This window comes from Methylobacterium gossipiicola (assembly GCF_900113485.1).
In the GTDB taxonomy this organism is placed as follows: Bacteria; Pseudomonadota; Alphaproteobacteria; order Rhizobiales; family Beijerinckiaceae; genus Methylobacterium; species Methylobacterium gossipiicola.
In genome coordinates this window covers 194,464-211,782 of the sequence record NZ_FOPM01000003.1, presented here as the reverse complement: position 1 = coordinate 211,782, position 17,319 = coordinate 194,464, and the positions used below count along the sequence as shown (strand labels likewise).

Here is a 17,319-nt window from a genome sequence, read left to right as displayed (position 1 = left end):
CTCGGGAGGCACGGATCACATGGCGCGACGGGTGCGAGCCGGCTGGTTGACGGGGGGCATCGTCCTCGGGCTCTGCCCCATGGCGGCCCTGGCCCAGGCCCCCAAACCCGCCGCGCCGGCCGCGAAAGCCGCCGCGCCCGATCCGGCCTTCGAGGCGGCCAAGGCGGCGTTCGAGGCGCTTTCGGAGGCCGAACGGCGGACCCTGCAGGACGCCCTTGTCTGGACGGGCGACCTCAATTCCGTCGTCACCGGCACCTTCGGCAAACGCACCTACGACGCGCTGACCGCCTACCGGGTCCGAAGCGGCGGCAGCGGGCTCCTCGACGCGCCCGCCCGCGTGGCCCTCGCCAAAGCCGGGGCGGCGGCACGAGCCCAAGCGGGCTTCGTCGTGAAGCCCGATCCGGCGAGCGGCACGGTGCTCGGCCTGCCCGAGCGTCTGCTGCCGAAACGCAGTCCGATTCCCGGAGGAACCCGCTGGCAGAGCCCGGACGGGCGGATCACCGTGGAGACGAAGTCGCTCCCCCCTGGGGAGTCGAGTTTGGAGGCCGTGTTCGCCCGCCTCACCGCACCGACGCCCGAGCGGCGCGTGACCTACAAACTGCAGCGGCCGGACTTCCTCGTCGTCACCGCCGAGACCGCCACGGGCAAATCCTACATCCGCTACGCGGCCGGCGCGGCGGGCCTGCGCGGCCTGACGCTCGGCTACGACAAGGGCCTCGCCGACAGCTTCGACCGCCTCGTCATCGCCATTGCCAACAGCTTCGTGCCGTTCCCTGAGGCGGCGCCAACGGTGCCGGTCGCGCGCGCCGCGCCCGTTTCGCCGCCCGCGCCCCCATCGGCGGCTCCGCAAGCCGCCCCCACGGCGACGGGGCTGGCCGTAGCGCCGGGCCGGGTGCTCACGAGTGCCGCCGCCCTCGGCGACTGCGCTTCCCCGCGCATCGACGGCCGGCCCGCCCGGATCGCGGCGCGCGACGCCGCCCTGATCCTCCTCGACGCTGGGGAAGTGGGAAAGACCGGGGCGTCACCGGCCCTGCGCCCGGAGGGGGCGGCTCCCGTCGAGGGTTTGGTGCTCAGCGCGGGTGGCGGAGCGTCCGTAACGGCTGCTCCCGGCCTCCTCGCGGCCGATGGCCGGATCACGGCGCCGCTTCAGCCCGGGGCGGGCGGGGCGCCGATCGTCGACGAGGCCGGTCTCCTGGCGGGGCTCGTCGCCGCCTATCCCCATGCGCCGCGCATGGTCGCGGGTGTGGTGCCCCCGGCCCGTTACGGCACGGTGCCGGCCCGGCAGATCGGGGCGTTCCTCGCGGCGGCCGGGGTGACGACACCCGCCGCGGCGGGTGCCACGGCGGGGCGGCTGGCAGGCGGCATCGTCGGGATAACCTGCCAACCGTGACGGATCAGAGCCGGCCGGTGACCAGCAGCACGATCAAGATGATGATCAGAATACCGCCGAGGCCGAAGCTCGGACCACGGTAAGCACCGCCACCGAGAAAGTTGCCGCCGCCGAGGACCGCGAGGATGAGGATGATGAGGAGGATGGTGGTCAAGGTCATGGAACGGAACTCCGGCGCGCTCAATCGCAGTGGCGTGAGCTTGACCGTTCAAACGCCGCTCGACGGATTCCGTTCAACGGGATGGACACGAGACATCGCCGAATTCACCGATTTCACGACTTTCCCGCCGCCGAACGGGTCCGCCGCTCAGTAGAGCGGCGGAAGGTCGACGTTCGGGATCGGGAACGGGCCGAGCATCAGGCGCCCATCCGTCAGGCGAAGGGGCGGCAGCGCCTTGAGGGCGGGATCCCCGCGCGGCGGCGCATCCGGCTCGGCCTCGGCGCGGGCGCGGCGCCCGCCACCCAGGAACTGACCCACGAGATTGCCGATGAGCGCCCCCTTCTCGGCGCCGAATCGCTGCCCCATGATCTGGCCGACGATGGCTTCGACGCCCGCGGCGCGCAGGTCGATCTGTCCCTGGGGGCGATGGGCCGAATCAATGTCGAGGCTGCCGTGCGCCTGCACCCGGCGATTGCCCTTGGCGAGCGACAGCAGGGCGATGTCGAGGCTGCCGCCGGCGCGGCGCCAGGCGTCGAGTTCCCGCGCCACCGCGCCCGTCCGCAGGGTGGTGGCCCGGTTCACCGTGGCATCGAGGTCGATGTCCGTCGGATCGGTGTTGCCGACGAAGGGATCGATGAGGGGAATCCGGGCTTTGGCGACACGCAGGCTGAGGTCGACGGCCCCGTCGGAGGCGAAGCGGCCGGGGGTCGGGCGGCCGTGGGCCTCGAGGTGTGGCGCTTCGAAGGCGATATCGGGCTGCCCGCCGCCGCGCACGGTGCCCTTCAGGGCATCGACCACCAGGGAGGCCCGCACGAACCCTTCGGACGCCCCGTGGAAGCTCGCGTTCAGGGAGCCCCAGGTCACGTCGCCCGTGAGATCGCCCTGCTCCACATGGAACGGTCCGCTCGCCTCCAGGATGCCCTGGCGCGGCTGGTAGACCTGCACCACAGCGGTGATCGGCCCGAGGGTGAAGCGGCTGTCGGCGCGGGCGAAGGCAAGGGACGCGCAGCGCAATTCGATGCGGAACGGATAGCCGGTGATCGACCGGTCGGCGCAGGTCCAGGTCCGCCCCGCCGCCGCCTCGGCCGCGAGCCAGGCATCCATCTCGCGGGCCGCCCTGTCGCGCACCCAGAACCAGGCGGCGGACCACAGGACCACCAGGGTGGCGAGCAGGATGAAGGGGACGAACAGGCCCTTGCGTGAGGGTGCGCGCCGCGCGGCCGGTGTTGTCGTCGCTGTCATCGCGTCCCCGCCATCATCATAAGGAAGGCGAGCCGTACCGGGCTGCGGCTTCCCTGCGCCATGACTCTGAATCATGGCCTGTCCGGATCATGGCCTATCAAGACCTTGGCGGCGAAAGCATGGCCGCGGACCAGTCTCGACCGGTCCGCGCCGAACCCGTCAGGCAGCCATGGCTCGCAGGTCGCGATCGGCCCTGACCTCGAGATCGGCCACGACGGCCCGGCGCTCGACCTCGGTTTCGGCCAGACGATGAACATGCAGTTCGTTGGCTCCCCGCTGCCGGGCATGGGCCATCCAGGTGCGGGTGAGGCGCTCGCGCGGGACGCCTCCGGCGGAGGTGACGCAGATCAGTTCGCCATATCCCGTCGCGTCACGGCGCACGGCCAGGATCACCGCATCTTCCATATCGTCGAGCTCCAGCTCGGCGAGGGCGTGGATCCCCACGATGTAGCGGCGGCCCGACCGACCACGCCACGCGCTCAACACCAGGGCGGGCGTTCCCCGCAGGCCGGCGGTCGTTCTGAGACGTTCTTCGCGCATCGGTCGTCTCCTGCTCGAGGCTCGGCGGATATCCGCTGGGGCGGACCGGAACGGGTCCCGTCGTTCGCTTTTTGTTCCCAAAAAACTTAACGAATGGTTAACGCCTCCCCCGGCTCAGGGCATGGGCGCGTCTCGCAGGGGGACGGGGACGGCATGGCCGCGCGCCGCGAGATCGGCGCGTCCGGCGGCGAGCAGGGCGTCCGAAGCCCCCTCGATGCGGGATTGAACGGTGTCAAGGAACCGTGCCCGGTCGAGACCGGGCGGGATCGGAGCCAGGAACTCGATCACCGTGGTGCCGGGCCGGCGCAGGAGGCTGCGACGCGGCCAGTACAGGCCGGTGTCGAGGGCCACCGGCAGGCAGGGGACGCCGAGGGTGGCATAGAGGTGCGTGATGCCGAGCTTGTAGGCCGGGGGAGCGCCCGGCGGCCGGCGCGTGCCCTCGGGAAAGATGATGAGCTGGCGCCCATCGCGGATCACGTCGCGGGCGGCCTCGTTCATCGCCGCCATGGCGCGCGTGCCCTTCGACCGGTCGATGGCCACCATGCCGGAGCGCGACAGGAACCAGCCGATGAGGGGAATCCACAGGAGTTCGCGCTTCAGGATGTAGGCGAAGTCCGGAAACACCGTGACGAGGGCCAGGGTCTCGAGGGCGGACTGGTGCTTGGCCGCGACGAGGATCGGCCCCTTCGGAATGTTCGACAGGCCACGGAACTCGACGGTGACGCCGCCGACGACGCGGAGCAGCCACAGAACGACGTTCGCCCACCCCTGGGCGAGGCGAATGACCGCCCGGCGCGACACGAGGGCCGGCAGCCCGAACACCGCGATGAGCGTGGTGGCCAGATAGAAGGCGAGGCTGAAGGCGACGGAGCGCAAGATGACCATCGAAACTCAAAAACCCGGAACGTGAGGGCCGGAGACACCCGCGCCGGACGCGGCCGACGCCGGCCTCAGTGTCTCTCACAAAACGCCCGCCGCGCCATCGCCCCCGGAGCGAAAACCACCCGGAATCGCGCGTTTCGCCGGCCATTCCTAGGGGGTTTTCGCACGACGCGGACCATCCCGCGTCGGGAAAACGTTCCGGGCCGGACGGGAACCGCTTGCGAGGAAAGCCGCTCCGGCCAAGCGTGGGCGTGGCCACGGACTTCGTTGACTTCTCGCTCACAGGCTCCTTAATTCGATCCGCAACGGCAACAAACCGGAGGGAACATGGGGTCATTACGCGTCACGGGCCATGGCCTGGACCTCGGCGAAGCCCTGCGGGGCAGGGTCGAAGAGCGGATGGCGGCGACCCTTTCGAAATACCTCGACAGCCATATGAACGACACCTGCTCCGGCCACGTCACCCTCCGCCGGGACGGGACGTCCTACCGGACGGATTGCGTGCTTCACCTCGTTTCGGGCCTGACCCTGGAAGCCTCGGGGGCCGCCCACGACGCCCATGCGAGCTTCGAGCAGACTGCAGACCGGCTCGAGAAGCGCCTGCGCCGCTACAAGCACCGCCTCAAGGATCATGGCGCCGCCGCCCACGAGGGCGCCACCGTGCAGGCGGCCTACGCGGTGTTCGCGGCGCCGAGCGACGCCGACGAAACGGACGAGGACGATTTCGACGGGGATGAGTCCGAGGACGGCACCGCCCATCCGCCCGTGGTCGCCGAGAGCACCAAGACCCTCAAGCGCCATTCGGTGAGCGAGGCGGTAACGGCCCTCGATCTGACGGGAGCCCCCGTAATCGTGTTCGTTCATGCTGGCACCGGACGCATCAACGTCGTATACCGCCGGAGTGACGGAGCGATCGGTTGGGTCGATCCGGCGGGTACCGACGCCTGAGCGCCCGACCGGAACGGACCTCCGCATCCGGCGATTGATCCTTTGGGCCATGCGGCCTGACCTTTTACTCCGCGGTGATCGCCCCGGTCACCGCCGAAGAGACGGCGGGCCTTCATGCCAGTGCTGGAATTCCTCAATCCGGATTCCGTGGTGCCCTTCCTGCGCGCCCGCGCCAAGAAGCAGATCCTCCAGGAACTGAGCGCCCACGCCGTGCGGCACCTGCCGGCCCTCGACGAGCGCGAGGTGTTCGAAACCCTGCTTCAGCGCGAGCGCCTCGGCTCCACGGGCATCGGCGACGGCGTGGCGATTCCCCACGGCAAGCTGCCGGGCCTCGACCGGCTGTTCGGCCTCGTCGCCCGCCTGGAACGGCCGGTGGATTTCGATTCCCTGGACGGCCAGCCCGTGGATATCGCCTTCCTGCTCCTCGCCCCCGAGGGCGCCGGGGCCGATCACCTCAAGGCCCTGGCCCAGGTCGCGCGGCTCCTGCGCGAGCCGGGCATCCTCGAACGCATCCGCGCCGCCCGCGACGCCAGCGCCCTCTACGCCCTGCTGACCCACACCTCGGCATCCCAGGCGGCGTGACGACGATGCCGATGGTTTCGCGATTCCAGGCGGCCTTCGTCCTCGGCTGCCTCACCCTGGGCGGACCGGCCCTGGCTAATCCCACAGATACGGCCTGCGCCCGCGATGTCCTCGTGGCGAGTTCGATGCAGCGCCAGGCCATCGACCAGCTCGAACAGACCGGGAGCGACGACGCGGAACTCTGCCGGATCTGGCGCCGCCACGTCGAGACCATGCGCCGGGTGGCCGGCGTCTACGGCCGCTGCCTGTCGGGGGCCGAACGCAGCGAGCGGCTGGCCCAGGTGGTGGGCTCCGAGAAGGAATTTTCCGGGCTCATCAAGACCCGCTGCAAAGGTCTCTGACCCGGCATCCGCTCGCTCCAAGGCGCTCGCCGGATCAGGACGTCCGGCGCGGCGCTTGAGGCGGCAGGCCTCCTCCCGTCGAAGGTGACACTGAGGGCGGCGCCCTCAGGGCCGGGCGCGCATCAGCCGGGGCTCGATCACCACCTTGGTCGGCTTGCCGCGTCCCATGAGGATCGCGGCGCGGGAGCGTTCGGGGTCTTCCTCGAAGCGAGTCCGGACCCAGGCCACCAGAAACTTCAGGTACTCGGAGACGAGAAGGCGGGCGGAGGCGGGATGCTGCCACCAACGGCCGGCATCGAAGCCCTCGGTCACCACCGGATAGGGCACGACGCGCTCGATACCCGGCAGGGCATGGTCGAGTTCCACCAGGGTGCGGGGCATGTGGTAATTCGAGGTCACCACCGCGACGGTGCTGAAGCGATGGACCCGCATCCAGCGCCGGGTCTCGATGGCGTTGCCGATGGTGTTGCGTGCCCGGTAGTCGAGATCGACGCAGCACTCGATCCAATGGCGCTGGCTCGGATTGAGGCGGGCGATTTCGTCCCGGCTGGTGCGCTCGTTGACCCCCGTGATGAGCAGGCGCTTGCCATAGCCGCTGGCCAGGAGATCGATGGCGTCGCCGATACGCTGGGCGCCGCCCGTGAGGGCCACGATACCGTCGGCCTGCCCGTCGAGGGGGCGCTCGTCGCGCTCGACACAGGCGACGAAGGCGAGAAAGCCTCCGAACAGCATCGCGCCGCCGAGGCCCGCGACCGTGAGGGCCGCCCCGACGGTGCGGCGGGAGACACGCGCCGAGGCACGCAGGGCCGGCACCATCCGGGAGGGGGCATCCGTCCAGGCCCAGCCGAAAGCCTGGGAGGGCCTCATGGTGTGGCTGCCTGACATCCGCGTCGTCATTCTCCGCAAAAAGAACCCACATTGGGGCTTCGGCGAGGCAGGTATCCGCCCCCCGGACAAGTATCTCCTCCCGGAAAGGTTCACAGAGGGTTAACGCGATCCCGCGAGCGCGCCTCGAGTCAGGCGAGGAAGCGCCGCACGGTGAGGCGGGAGACGATGCCGGTGACCACCGAGGCGATCACCCCGATGAGGAGCACGCTGGCATAGCCCCGCCAGCCGATATGGAAGGCGCCGAACAGGGCCTCGATCTCCTCGCCGGCCGGCCCCGACTGCCAGGCACGCGCGACGAAGCCCGCCAGGGCGAAGGCCGCCAGGGCCGCCGCGGACCCGATGACGCCGCCGCGCAGCCCGAGGCGGAAGAACCGGCGCTGGAAGGCGCGGGCGATGAAATCGTCGTCGGCCCCGACGAAGTGCAGCACCTCCACCACCTCGCGGTTGCCCGCCATGGCGCCCCGCGTCGCGAACACCACGGCGAGGCCCGTGGCCACGAGCACGAGGGCGACGAGACCGACCCCGACGCCCACGAAGGCGTTGGCCATGGTCGAGAGCCGCCGCAGCCACAGGGCGTGGTCGTCGAGGCTCGCGACCCCGGGCAGTGCCTCCCCCAGGGCGGCGCGCAGGGGCTTCAGGTCCGGCGGGCCGGCATCGGCAAGACGCAGGGTGACGAGACGCGGGACCGGGAGATCGGACAGGTCGAGGCCGCTGCCGAGCCAGGGTTCCAGCAGGCGCTCGGCCTCGGCCTTGGAGAACACCCGGGTCGCGGCGATGCCGGGCGTGGCCTTGGCCAGGGCCTCCGCCTTCGCCACGTCGGCGTCGAGGTCGCGTCCGGGATTCGGACGGATCTGGATCGTGACTTCCTGGGCCACCGTCCCCTGCCATTGATCGGCGCTCGAAGCCACGATTTCGGCCGCCCCGGCGCACAGGGCGGCGAGGAAGGTCAGGATGGCGATGACGGCGGCGAGGGCCCGGCTCGCGGCGGAATCCGTCGGCACCAGGGGGGCGTTGCGCCGCAGGGTCGTCGGCAGAGCCTCCTGCGGCGCGGCGGCCGGAGGCGGCGGGGTGGGACGGCTCGTGGACGTCACGGTCATGGGTGCTCCACGGCGAGGCGGCCCCCGCCGAGGACGAGGCGGCGGGCGTCGACGAGGTCCATCAAGGCGAAATCGTGGGTGGCGATGAGCACCGAGGTGCCGAGGCGGTTGAGTTCGATGAACAGGCGCAGGAGGCGGCGACCGAGACCCGGATCGACGTTGCCCGTGGGCTCGTCGGCCAGCAGCAGTTCGGGCCGGGCGATGAGGGCGCGGGCGATGGCCGCGCGCTGCTTCTCGCCACCCGACAGGAGGGGGGGCAGGACGTGCATGCGCTCGCCGAGGCCGACCCAGCGCAGCAATTCGACGACTTCGGCCCGATAGCTCGTTTCGGCCCGGCCCTGGACCCGCAGGGGAAGCGCCACGTTCTCGTAGGTGGTGAGGTGATCGAGGAGGCGAAAATCCTGGAACACCACACCCATGCGGCGGCGCAGACCCGTCAGGGCCTCGCTGGAAATGTCGCTCACCTCCTCGCCGAACACAGAGACGAGGCCCCGCGTCGGGCGGACCGACAGGAGGATGAGGCGCAGGAGCGTGGTCTTGCCCGCCCCCGACGGCCCCGTGAGGAACTGGAACGAGCGCGGCGCGATCTGGAAGCTCACGTCGCTGAGCACCTCCGGGCCGAGGCCGTAGCGCATCCCGACATTCTCGAACTGGACCACCGGCTCCTCGGCGCCGGACAGCAGGCTTCCCATGTTCACCCGATCCGTCACGCTCCCCCCATCGGTCATGAACGCGGCCCTCGGCGTTCGGCCCATTCTCGAACACCGCGTCGTTTGGCCCCCTGGGCTTTACGGAGGATTAACCGCGTTCGCGCAGAACCGTGTGAGTCTTTTTGACAGAACCGGCAACTGCCGATCGAGACCCAGGGGCGCCGATTTGTCATGCTGATCGTCTGCCCGTCCTGCGCGAGCGAATATAACATCGATGCCGAGTATGTCGGCGCCGAGGGACGCTCCGTGCGTTGCGCGGCCTGCCGCACGACATGGTTCATTTCCCCCGACGACGTGGTCGCCGCCGTCGAGTCGGACATGACGGCCGCGATGATGGAGGCGGTCCAGGGGCGCGCCGAGCCGGCGGATGCCCGTCCGGACTCCCAGCCCGGCGTCGAGGCGGAGGCGGCGATGGAGCCTCCGGTGTCCGAGGGCGAACCTCCGGGCGACGCCGTTGAGGCCGTAGAGGCCGTAGAGGCCGGGTCCAGCCCCCGGCCCAAGCGCGCCCGCCCGGTGAAGACGCCCCGGCGATCCCGGTTCTCGCCAGCCGCCGCCCTCGGCCTGTCGGTGGTGGTCGGCCTCGGCCTCGCCATCGTCGGGCGCACCACCGTGGTGCGGGCGATGCCGCAGAGCGCCGGCCTCTATGCCCGCATGGGCCTGCCCGTGAACCTGCGCGGCCTCGACCTGCGCGACGTGGTGGCCTTCCAGACCCAGGGCGAAGGCGCGCAATTGGTGATCGAAGGCGACGTGGTCGGCGTGGCCGAGGCCGGCGCGCCGGTGCCCCCCATCGAGATCGAGGTGCGGGATGCGCAGGAGCAGGTGCTCTACCGCTGGAGCGTCGCTGCCCCGCGCCAGCGCCTGGAGCACCACGAAACCGCGCGTTTCCGGGCCAGCCTGTCGGCGCCGCCCGCCGGGGGACGCGCGATCCGGGTCAGCTTCGCCCCGCATGCGGGCACGCCCTGACAAGCGGACCACCTGCCCCCCGGGGCGATCCCGGGGCGCCGCACGCCGCAGCATTCCAAACCCGCTGTCAGCGGCGGCCGGCCGTGGTATGAAGCGCCCATGACGATTCCCTCTCGACGCGTGCGCGTCCTCTTCGACGAAGCCGCCATCGCCCGGCGCACCGAGGAACTCGCCGTCGCCATCGCGGCGGCCAAGCCCCAGAACCTGCTGGTGGTGGCGGTGCTCAAGGGCAGCTTCATGTTCGCCGCCGACCTGCTGCGGGCCCTGCACAGGGTCGGGCTGGAGCCGCAGGCGGAGTTCGTCCACCTGTCGAGCTACCGCACTGCCACGGTCTCGTCGGGTCAGGTCGAAATCCTGCGCGACGTCGAGAGCGAGGTGCGCGGGCGCGACGTCCTGCTCATCGACGACATCCTCGAATCCGGTCGCACCATCGTGTTCGCCAAGGACTTGCTCATGGCCCGGGGGGCCAAGCGGGTGCTGACCGCCGTGCTCCTCGAGAAGCCGGGCAAGCGCGCCGTCACCATCGACGCCGATTTCGTCGGCTTCACCTGCCCGGACGTGTTCGTGGTCGGCTACGGCATGGATGTGGCGCACGCCTTCCGGCAGTTGCCGTTCGTCGGCCTCGTCGATTACGACAGCCCCGAACCGGACCTGTTCGGCGGAACCTGAGTCGCGCGCGGCGGAAAACGACCGGGGCGGCGCGAGAAAGCGACCGTCCGACCCCACCTGTGGCGCGATCGCCCTTGACAGGGCGGCCTTACGCTTGCGTCACTGAAATCCCTAAACTTTTGAGAGAACCCGGGCAGCAATGGCGCGCATCCTTCTCGTGGATGACGAAGAGACGGTCCGGGGCTTCCTCAAGCGGGGCCTGGAGATCGACGGCCACGCCGTGGTCACGGCCACGGACGGGAGCGATGGGCTCGACCGTCTCATTGAAGCCGACGGCGCCTTCGATCTGATGCTCACCGACATTCGCATGCCGCTGATGGACGGGATCGCCCTGGCGCTCGCGGCCAAGCGGGACTTTCCCGATCTCACGATCCTGCTGATGACGGGCTTCGCCGACCAGCGGGAACGGGCGCGGGGCCTTGACGCCATCGTCACCGATGTCCTGACGAAGCCCTTCTCGTTGGCCGATCTGCGCTCCACGGTGAACCGCGCCCTCGCGGCCTGAGCCGACCAGGCCTCGCGGCCCGAGCCCACCAAGCCTCGGCGGCCCGAGCCCACCAAGCCTCGCCTGTATCCCGAGCCGCTGCCCCACGCCTGCGGGGTCGAGCCCGGCCGCCGCGCGCGTTCGTCCGACCGTGCGGCCATCCCATCATCCGAGGGACGACGCCCGTCGTCCGAACGAAAGCCCCATGCGGACGTCGCAGGCCGGTCCGGATTTCCGGACAGGGATTCCGCACTGCGCGCGGAATACCGCACCGCAACAAATTGGAGGAATCTTCAAGTCATTGTTCCAAGAACGGAATTTAATCGACTCGACTTGGTCCGCTTCCTGCAAAATTATGCCGACAAAGAACGGGCGAAACTGAACCGATCCGTTCTGCAGCGGCCAGGGAGGGCACCATGGAGCGGACCCGCGATCTCGATCCCGTCGAGACACAGGAATGGCTCGATTCACTTGATGGTGTCCTTGACGTCGACGGGCCGGAACGAGCGCATTACCTGATCGAGCAAGTGATCGACGGAGCCCGCAAGAAGGGTGCCCCCGTCCCTTACTCAGCTAACACGGCGTATCTCAACACCATTCTCCCCGAGAAGCAGGATCCGCATCCGGGTGACCGGGCCATCGAGCACCGCATCCGCTCGGCGATCCGCTGGAACGCCATCGCGATCATCCTGCGGGCGAACAAGGATTCGTCCGAACTCGGCGGCCATATCGCGAGCTTCCAGTCGGCGGCGACGCTCTACGACACCGGCTTCATGCATTTTTGGCGCGCGGCCGACGCCAACCATGGCGGCGACCTCGTCTACGTGCAGGGCCATTCCTCGCCCGGCGTCTATGCCCGCGCCTTCCTAGAAGGGCGGCTGACGGAGGAGCAACTCCTCGGCTTCCGCCAGGAAGTCGGTGGCAAGGGTCTGTCCTCCTATCCGCACCCCTGGCTGATGCCGGATTTCTGGCAGTTTCCCACGGTCTCCATGGGCCTCGGCCCCCTGATGGCGATCTATCAGGCCCGCTTCCTGCGTTATCTCCACCACCGCAACCTCGCGCAGACGGACGGCCGCAAGGTCTGGGCCTTCATGGGCGACGGCGAGATGGACGAACCCGAGAGCCTCGGCGCCATCGCCCTCGCCGCGCGGGAAAAGCTCGACAACCTCGTCTTCGTCATCAATTGCAACCTGCAGCGCCTCGACGGCCCGGTGCGCGGCAACGGCAAGATCGTGCAGGAACTCGAGGCCGATTTCCGGGGCGCCGGCTGGAACGTCATCAAGGTGCTGTGGGGATCGGGCTGGGACGCCCTGATCCAGAAGGACAGCTCAGGCATGCTGGCGCGTCTCATGGAAGAGTGCGTCGACGGCGAGTATCAGGACTTCAAGTCGAAGAACGGCGCCTATATCCGCGAGCACTTCTTCGGCCGCTACCCCGAGACGGCAGCCCTCGTCGCCGACATGAGCGACGACGATATCTGGCGCCTCACCCGTGGTGGCCACGACCCGCGAAAGGTCTTCGCCGCCTACAGCGCCGCATCGAAGCACAAGGGCCAACCGACCCTCATCCTCGCCAAGACCGTCAAGGGCTACGGCATGGGTGAATCGGGTGAGGCCCAGAACATCACCCACCAGCAGAAGAAGATGGGCGAGGCGGTTCTGCGCCAGTTCCGCGACCGCTTCGGGATCGATCTCTCGGACGACCAACTGAAGGAAATCCCCTTCATCAAGTTCCCGGAAGGGAGCCCCGAGCACAATTACCTCATGGCGCGGCGCGCGGCCCTCGGCGGCTCCCTGCCGGCCCGGCGCTCGAAGTCGAAGGCCCTGGAAATCCCGCCGCTCTCGGCCTTCTCGGCGCAACTGAAGGAGACCGCCGGGCGCGAGATCTCCACCACCATGGCGTTCGTGCGCATCCTCAACACGCTCCTGCGCGACAAGAACATCGGCAACCGCATCGTGCCGATCGTGCCCGACGAGAGCCGCACCTTCGGCATGGAGGGTATGTTCCGCCAGTTCGGCATCTTCTCCCAGGTCGGCCAGCTCTACCGGCCGGAGGATGCCAACCAACTGATGTACTATAAGGAGGACAAGAACGGTCAGATGCTCCAGGAGGGCATCAACGAGCCGGGCGCCATGTCGTCCTGGATCGCGGCCGCGACCTCCTACTCGCACTCCGACGCGCCGACGATCCCATTCTACGTCTACTACTCGATGTTCGGCTTCCAGCGGGTCGGCGACCTGTGCTGGGCGGCGGGCGACATGCGGGCGCGGGGCTTCCTCATCGGTGGCACGGCGGGGCGCACGACCCTCAACGGCGAGGGCCTGCAGCACGAGGACGGCCACAGCCACCTCATCTCCTCGACCATCCCGAACTGCGTTTCCTACGATCCGACCTTCTCGTACGAAGTCGCCGTGATCGTGCAGGACGGCCTGCGGCGGATGTATGCCGAGCAGGAGGACGTGTTCTACTACATCACCGTGATGAACGAGAACTACGAGCACCCCGGCATGCCTGAGGGCGCGGAGGCCGACATCATCAAGGGGATGTACCTGTTCCGGCAGGGCGCCCAGGAGACGAAGCAGGGCCATCGGGTGCAACTCCTCGGCTCCGGCACCATCCTGCGCGAGGTCATCGCGGCGGCCGAGCTGCTGGAACAGGATTTCGGCGTCGCCTCCGACATCTGGAGCTGCCCGAGCTTCACGGAACTGCGGCGCGACGCCATGGCGGCCGAGCGCTGGAACCTGCTCCACCCCCTCGAAGGCAAGCGCCTCTCCCACGTGGAGACGTGTCTTTCCGGCCGCACCGGCCCGGTGATCGCGGCCACCGACTACATGCGCCTGTTCGCCGACCAGATCCGCACCTGGGTGCCCGGACGCTACCGTGTGCTCGGCACCGACGGCTTCGGCCGCTCGGACTACCGGGTCCGCCTGCGCGACTTCTTCGAGGTCAATCGGCACTGGGTCGTGGTGGCGGCCCTGCACAGCCTCGCCGAGGACGGCGTGATCCCCGCCCAGACGGTGGCGGACGCCATCGCCAAGTACGGCATCGATACGGACCGGCCGGCACCCTGGACCGTCTGATCCGCCCCGCGCCGGCCGCCCCGCGCGGCGGCCGGCGCCCGAGAAATCCCCGACCCTTCCCATTCGAACAGACTGGACGAGGGGGCCCGCAAGAGGCCCCCCCTATCCCCAGGGAGAACGCACAGTGGGCATCGCGATCAACATTCCGGACATCGGTGACTTCAAGGACATCCCGATCATCGAGATCCACGTGAAGGAGGGCGACACCATCGGGCCGGACGATCCCCTGGTCTCGCTGGAATCCGACAAGGCGACCATGGACGTGCCCTCGCCGAGCGCCGGCGTGGTCGAGAAGATCCTGGTCAAGCTCGGCGACAAGGTGAGCGAGGGCTCGCCCCTCCTGGTGTTCAAGGGCGAGGGTGGCGCGGCCGCCGCCGAGAAGGCCACCGAGGCCCCGGTCGGCGCCGACAGCGCGGCCCTGCTGGCCAAGCAGGAACCCGCGCCGAGCGCCGCCCCCGCCCCGAGCGCGGCTCCGGCTGCTCCGCCAAGCAACCTCCCCGATTTCTCGCAGGTCCATGCCAGTCCCGGGGTGCGCCGCCTCGCCCGCGAACTCGGCCTCGACCTCACCGCCATCAAGGGCACCGGCGAGAAGGGCCGCGTGACCAAGGAAGACGTGAAGGGCCACCTCACCCGTTCGGCCGCCCCGGCCGCGGCGGCAGGCACCGCCGCGTTCTCCGGCGGCGGCATGGGTATCCCCGAAATCCCGGCCGTGGACTTCTCGAAGTTCGGCCCCGTCGAGACGCGGCCCCTGTCGCGGATCAAGAAGATTTCCGGCGCGCACCTGCACCGGTCGTGGCTCAACGTGCCCCTCGTCACCCATCAGGACGAGTCGGACATCACCGAGACCGATCAGTACCGCAAGGAACTCGACGAGGCCGGCAAAGCACTGAAGGACAAGGGTTACCGCGTCACCCTGCTGGCCTTCCTGATCAAGGCGGCCGTCTCGGCCCTGCGCAAGCATCCCGAGTTCAATGCCTCGCTCTCGCCTGAGAAGGATGCGCTGATCCTCAAGCAGTATTACAATATCGGTGTCGCCGTGGACACGCCGGAGGGCCTCGTGGTCCCGGTGATCAAGGACGCCGACCGCAAGGGCCTCATCGAGATCAGCCGCGATCTCGGGGCGATCTCGGCGAAGGCCCGCGACGGCAAGCTCGCGGCGGCCGACATGCAGGGAGCGACCTTCTCGATCTCGAGCCTCGGCGGCATCGGCGGCACGTCCTTCACGCCCCTCGTCAACGCGCCGGAAGTCGCGATCCTCGGCGTCGCACGCTCCAAGATGGCCCCCGTCTGGAACGGCAAGGACTTCGAGCCGCGCCTGATGCTGCCGCTCTCCCTCTCGTACGACCACCGCGTCATCGACGGTGCGCTCGCCGCGCGCTTCACCCGCCACCTCGCCCACGTCCTCGAGGACGTCCGCCGCCTCGTCGTCTGATTGAGCCGGAACAGCGCAACGCGTGAGGTGACCCCATGAGCAGCAGCAACGTGACCCTGCCGGATATCGGCGACTTCAAGAACGTGCCGGTCATCGAGGTGAGCGTCAGCCCCGGCGACGTGATCTCGGTCGACGACGTGATCCTCGTCCTCGAATCCGACAAGGCGACCATGGACATTCCGTCCCCGGTGGCCGGCACCGTGGCCGAGGTCCGAATCAAGCCGGGCGACACGGTGAGCCAGGGCGACCTGATCCTGGTGATGGCCGAGGCCGCCGCCACGGGTGCCCCGAAGCCCACCGTCACGGACACCACCGGCCCGGCCGCAGGATCCGCCAGTGGCGTGGCGACATCCAGCCACGCGCCGGGCGAGGGGCAGGCCGGCTACGGCTCGGCCGCGACGCAGGGCGGCACCGCCGCCGCGAAGGTTCCGGCTCCGAAGGGCGCCGCCCCCGTCTCCGGCGAGGAGATGCGGGCCCAAGTGCTCGTCATCGGTGCCGGCCCCGGCGGCTACACCGCCGCGTTCCGGGCAGCCGATCTCGGCCAGTCGGTGGTGCTCGTCGAGCGGTGGCCCACCCTCGGCGGCGTCTGCCTCAACGTCGGCTGCATTCCGTCCAAAGCCCTGCTGCACGCCGCCAAGGTCATCGACGAGAGCCACGCCATGGCGGCGCACGGCATCTCCTTCACGGCGCCGCAGATCGACATCGACAAGCTGCGCACCTGGAAGGACGGGGTGGTCAAGCGCCTCGTCGGCGGACTCGGCGGACTCGCCAAGCAGCGCAAGGTCACGGTGGTGACGGGCGAGGCCCGGTTCGTATCCCCGAACCAGGTGGCGGTGGCGCATGAGGGTCAGACCCGCATCATCGGCTTCGATCACGCCATCATCGCGGCGGGGTCCGAGCCCGTGCAGATGCCGTTCATCCCGCATGACGACCCACGGGTCATCGACTCGACGGGGGCGCTCGAACTCGACGGCGTGCCGGCCCGCCTCCTCGTCATCGGCGGCGGCATCATCGGTCTGGAGATGGCCACCGTCTATCACGCCCTGGGCTCGAAAGTGACCATCGTCGAGCTGATGGACCAGATCATTCCGGGTGCCGACAAGGACTTGGTCACGCCGCTGATGAAGCGCATCCAAAAGCAGTACGAGGCGATCCACCTCAAGGCCAAGGTCACCGCCGTCGAGGCGACGCCGGAGGGGCTGAAGGTCTCGTTCGAGGGCGGCACCGCGCCGGCCTCCGACACCTTCGACAAAGTCCTGGTCTCCGTGGGGCGGCGCCCCAACGGCAAGCGCATCGGCGCGGAGGCGGCGGGCGTCGCCGTCGACGAGCGCGGCTTCATCGCCGTCGACAAGCAGATGCGCACCAACGTGTCCCACATCTTCGCCATCGGCGACATTGTCGGCCAGCCGATGCTCGCCCACAAGGCGACGCACGAAGGCAAGGTCGCGGCGGAAGTCGCCGCCGGCAAGGCCAGCGCCTTCGACGCCAAGGTCATTCCCTCGGTCGCCTACACCGATCCGGAAGTGGCCTGGGTCGGCATGACCGAGAACGAGGCCAAGGCGAAGGGGATCAAGGTCGGCAAGGGCGTGTTCCCCTGGGCCGCCTCCGGCCGCTCCCTGGCGCTGGGCCGCGAGGAGGGCCTGACCAAGGTGCTGTTCGACCCCGAGACCGACCGAATCCTCGGCTGCGGCATCGTCGGACCCAATGCCGGTGACCTCATCGCGGAAGCCGCACTCGCCATCGAGATGGGGGCGGATGCCGAGGATATCGGCCTGACCATCCACCCGCATCCGACCCTGTCGGAGACCATCGGCCTCGCAGCCGAGGCCTTCGAGGGCACGATCACCGACCTCTACATGCCGAAGAAGGACGGGCCGAAGAAGGCCCACTGACCTCAAGCCATGGGTGCGG

Annotated in this window: 17 protein-coding genes; 10 read left to right on the top strand and 7 right to left on the bottom strand. The window is 69.3% G+C overall.

The annotated features are described in order from the left end of the window. The first annotated feature begins 19 nt into the window (after positions 1–19). Positions 20–1,390 (top strand): serine protease, encoded by a 1,371-nt coding sequence (locus BM249_RS04030; RefSeq protein ID WP_091969222.1) that lies wholly within the window; start codon positions 20–22, stop codon positions 1,388–1,390. 4 nt (positions 1,391–1,394) lie between these two features. On the opposite strand, the gene BM249_RS04025 is transcribed toward BM249_RS04030, so the two are convergent. The 4 genes from BM249_RS04025 to BM249_RS04010 form a co-directional block, all read right to left on the bottom strand. Further along, entirely contained in the window at positions 1,395–1,550 is a 156-nt protein-coding gene (locus tag BM249_RS04025) for a DUF3309 domain-containing protein (RefSeq protein ID WP_091969221.1), read from the bottom strand. Between the two features lie 147 nt (positions 1,551–1,697). Further along, a complete protein-coding gene (locus BM249_RS04020; RefSeq protein ID WP_091969220.1) occupies positions 1,698–2,792 on the bottom strand; it encodes a DUF2125 domain-containing protein in 1,095 nt (364 codons plus the stop codon). Positions 2,793–2,951: 159 nt separating this feature from the next. Then, positions 2,952–3,332, bottom strand: coding sequence for a hypothetical protein (locus BM249_RS04015; RefSeq protein WP_091969219.1), 381 nt, complete (start codon positions 3,330–3,332; stop codon positions 2,952–2,954). A gap of 114 nt (positions 3,333–3,446) precedes the next feature. Continuing rightward, entirely contained in the window at positions 3,447–4,217 is a 771-nt protein-coding gene (locus BM249_RS04010) for a lysophospholipid acyltransferase family protein (protein WP_091969218.1), read from the bottom strand. Between the two features lie 324 nt (positions 4,218–4,541). Here BM249_RS04010 and hpf point away from each other — a divergent pair, with 324 nt between their 5' ends. From hpf to BM249_RS03995, 3 genes are all read left to right on the top strand, one after another. Continuing rightward, a complete protein-coding gene (hpf, locus tag BM249_RS04005; protein ID WP_091969217.1) occupies positions 4,542–5,162 on the top strand; it encodes a ribosome hibernation-promoting factor, HPF/YfiA family in 621 nt (206 codons plus the stop codon). A 114-nt stretch (positions 5,163–5,276) separates the two neighbouring features. After that, the gene (gene ptsN, locus BM249_RS04000; RefSeq protein ID WP_091969216.1) at positions 5,277–5,744 is read left to right on the top strand and encodes a PTS IIA-like nitrogen regulatory protein PtsN; all 468 of its coding nucleotides are present in this window, start codon (positions 5,277–5,279) and stop codon (positions 5,742–5,744) included. Between the two features lie 5 nt (positions 5,745–5,749). Further along, entirely contained in the window at positions 5,750–6,085 is a 336-nt protein-coding gene (locus BM249_RS03995) for a hypothetical protein (RefSeq protein ID WP_091969357.1), read from the top strand. Between the two features lie 105 nt (positions 6,086–6,190). Here the strand turns inward: BM249_RS03995 and BM249_RS03990 are convergent, their stop codons facing one another. From BM249_RS03990 to ftsE, 3 genes are all read right to left on the bottom strand, one after another. Continuing rightward, entirely contained in the window at positions 6,191–6,952 is a 762-nt protein-coding gene (locus tag BM249_RS03990) for a YdcF family protein (RefSeq protein ID WP_091969215.1), read from the bottom strand. 149 nt (positions 6,953–7,101) lie between these two features. After that, on the bottom strand, positions 7,102–8,070 hold the full coding sequence (locus BM249_RS03985; RefSeq protein WP_091969214.1) for a cell division protein FtsX: 969 nt from the start codon (positions 8,068–8,070) through the stop codon (positions 7,102–7,104). After that, complete coding sequence (gene ftsE, locus BM249_RS03980; protein ID WP_091969355.1) at positions 8,067–8,762, bottom strand: cell division ATP-binding protein FtsE; 696 nt, start codon at positions 8,760–8,762, stop codon at positions 8,067–8,069. The genes BM249_RS03985 and ftsE overlap by 4 nt, the downstream gene beginning before the upstream one ends. Positions 8,763–8,951: 189 nt before the next feature. Between ftsE and BM249_RS03975 the strand changes: the two genes are divergently transcribed. The 6 genes from BM249_RS03975 to lpdA all read left to right on the top strand — a co-directional run bounded on the left by BM249_RS03975 (position 8,952) and on the right by lpdA (position 17,300). Then, positions 8,952–9,743 (top strand): zinc-ribbon domain-containing protein, encoded by a 792-nt coding sequence (locus BM249_RS03975; protein WP_091969213.1) that lies wholly within the window; start codon positions 8,952–8,954, stop codon positions 9,741–9,743. 99 nt (positions 9,744–9,842) lie between these two features. Beyond that, positions 9,843–10,412: a hypoxanthine phosphoribosyltransferase gene (gene hpt, locus BM249_RS03970; protein ID WP_091969211.1), complete on the top strand. Its 570-nt coding sequence runs from the start codon at positions 9,843–9,845 to the stop codon at positions 10,410–10,412. A 139-nt stretch (positions 10,413–10,551) separates the two neighbouring features. Further along, positions 10,552–10,917, top strand: coding sequence for a response regulator (locus BM249_RS03965; RefSeq protein WP_091969210.1), 366 nt, complete (start codon positions 10,552–10,554; stop codon positions 10,915–10,917). 395 nt (positions 10,918–11,312) lie between these two features. Then, positions 11,313–13,976 carry a pyruvate dehydrogenase (acetyl-transferring), homodimeric type gene (gene aceE, locus BM249_RS03960; protein WP_091969209.1) on the top strand — a complete coding sequence of 888 codons (2,664 nt, stop codon included), beginning with the start codon at positions 11,313–11,315 and terminating at the stop codon, positions 13,974–13,976. A gap of 124 nt (positions 13,977–14,100) precedes the next feature. Beyond that, positions 14,101–15,408 carry a dihydrolipoyllysine-residue acetyltransferase gene (gene aceF / locus BM249_RS03955; protein WP_091969208.1) on the top strand — a complete coding sequence of 436 codons (1,308 nt, stop codon included), beginning with the start codon at positions 14,101–14,103 and terminating at the stop codon, positions 15,406–15,408. A gap of 35 nt (positions 15,409–15,443) precedes the next feature. Then, the gene (gene lpdA / locus BM249_RS03950) at positions 15,444–17,300 is read left to right on the top strand and encodes a dihydrolipoyl dehydrogenase (protein ID WP_091969207.1); all 1,857 of its coding nucleotides are present in this window, start codon (positions 15,444–15,446) and stop codon (positions 17,298–17,300) included. Positions 17,301–17,319 lie beyond the last annotated feature (19 nt).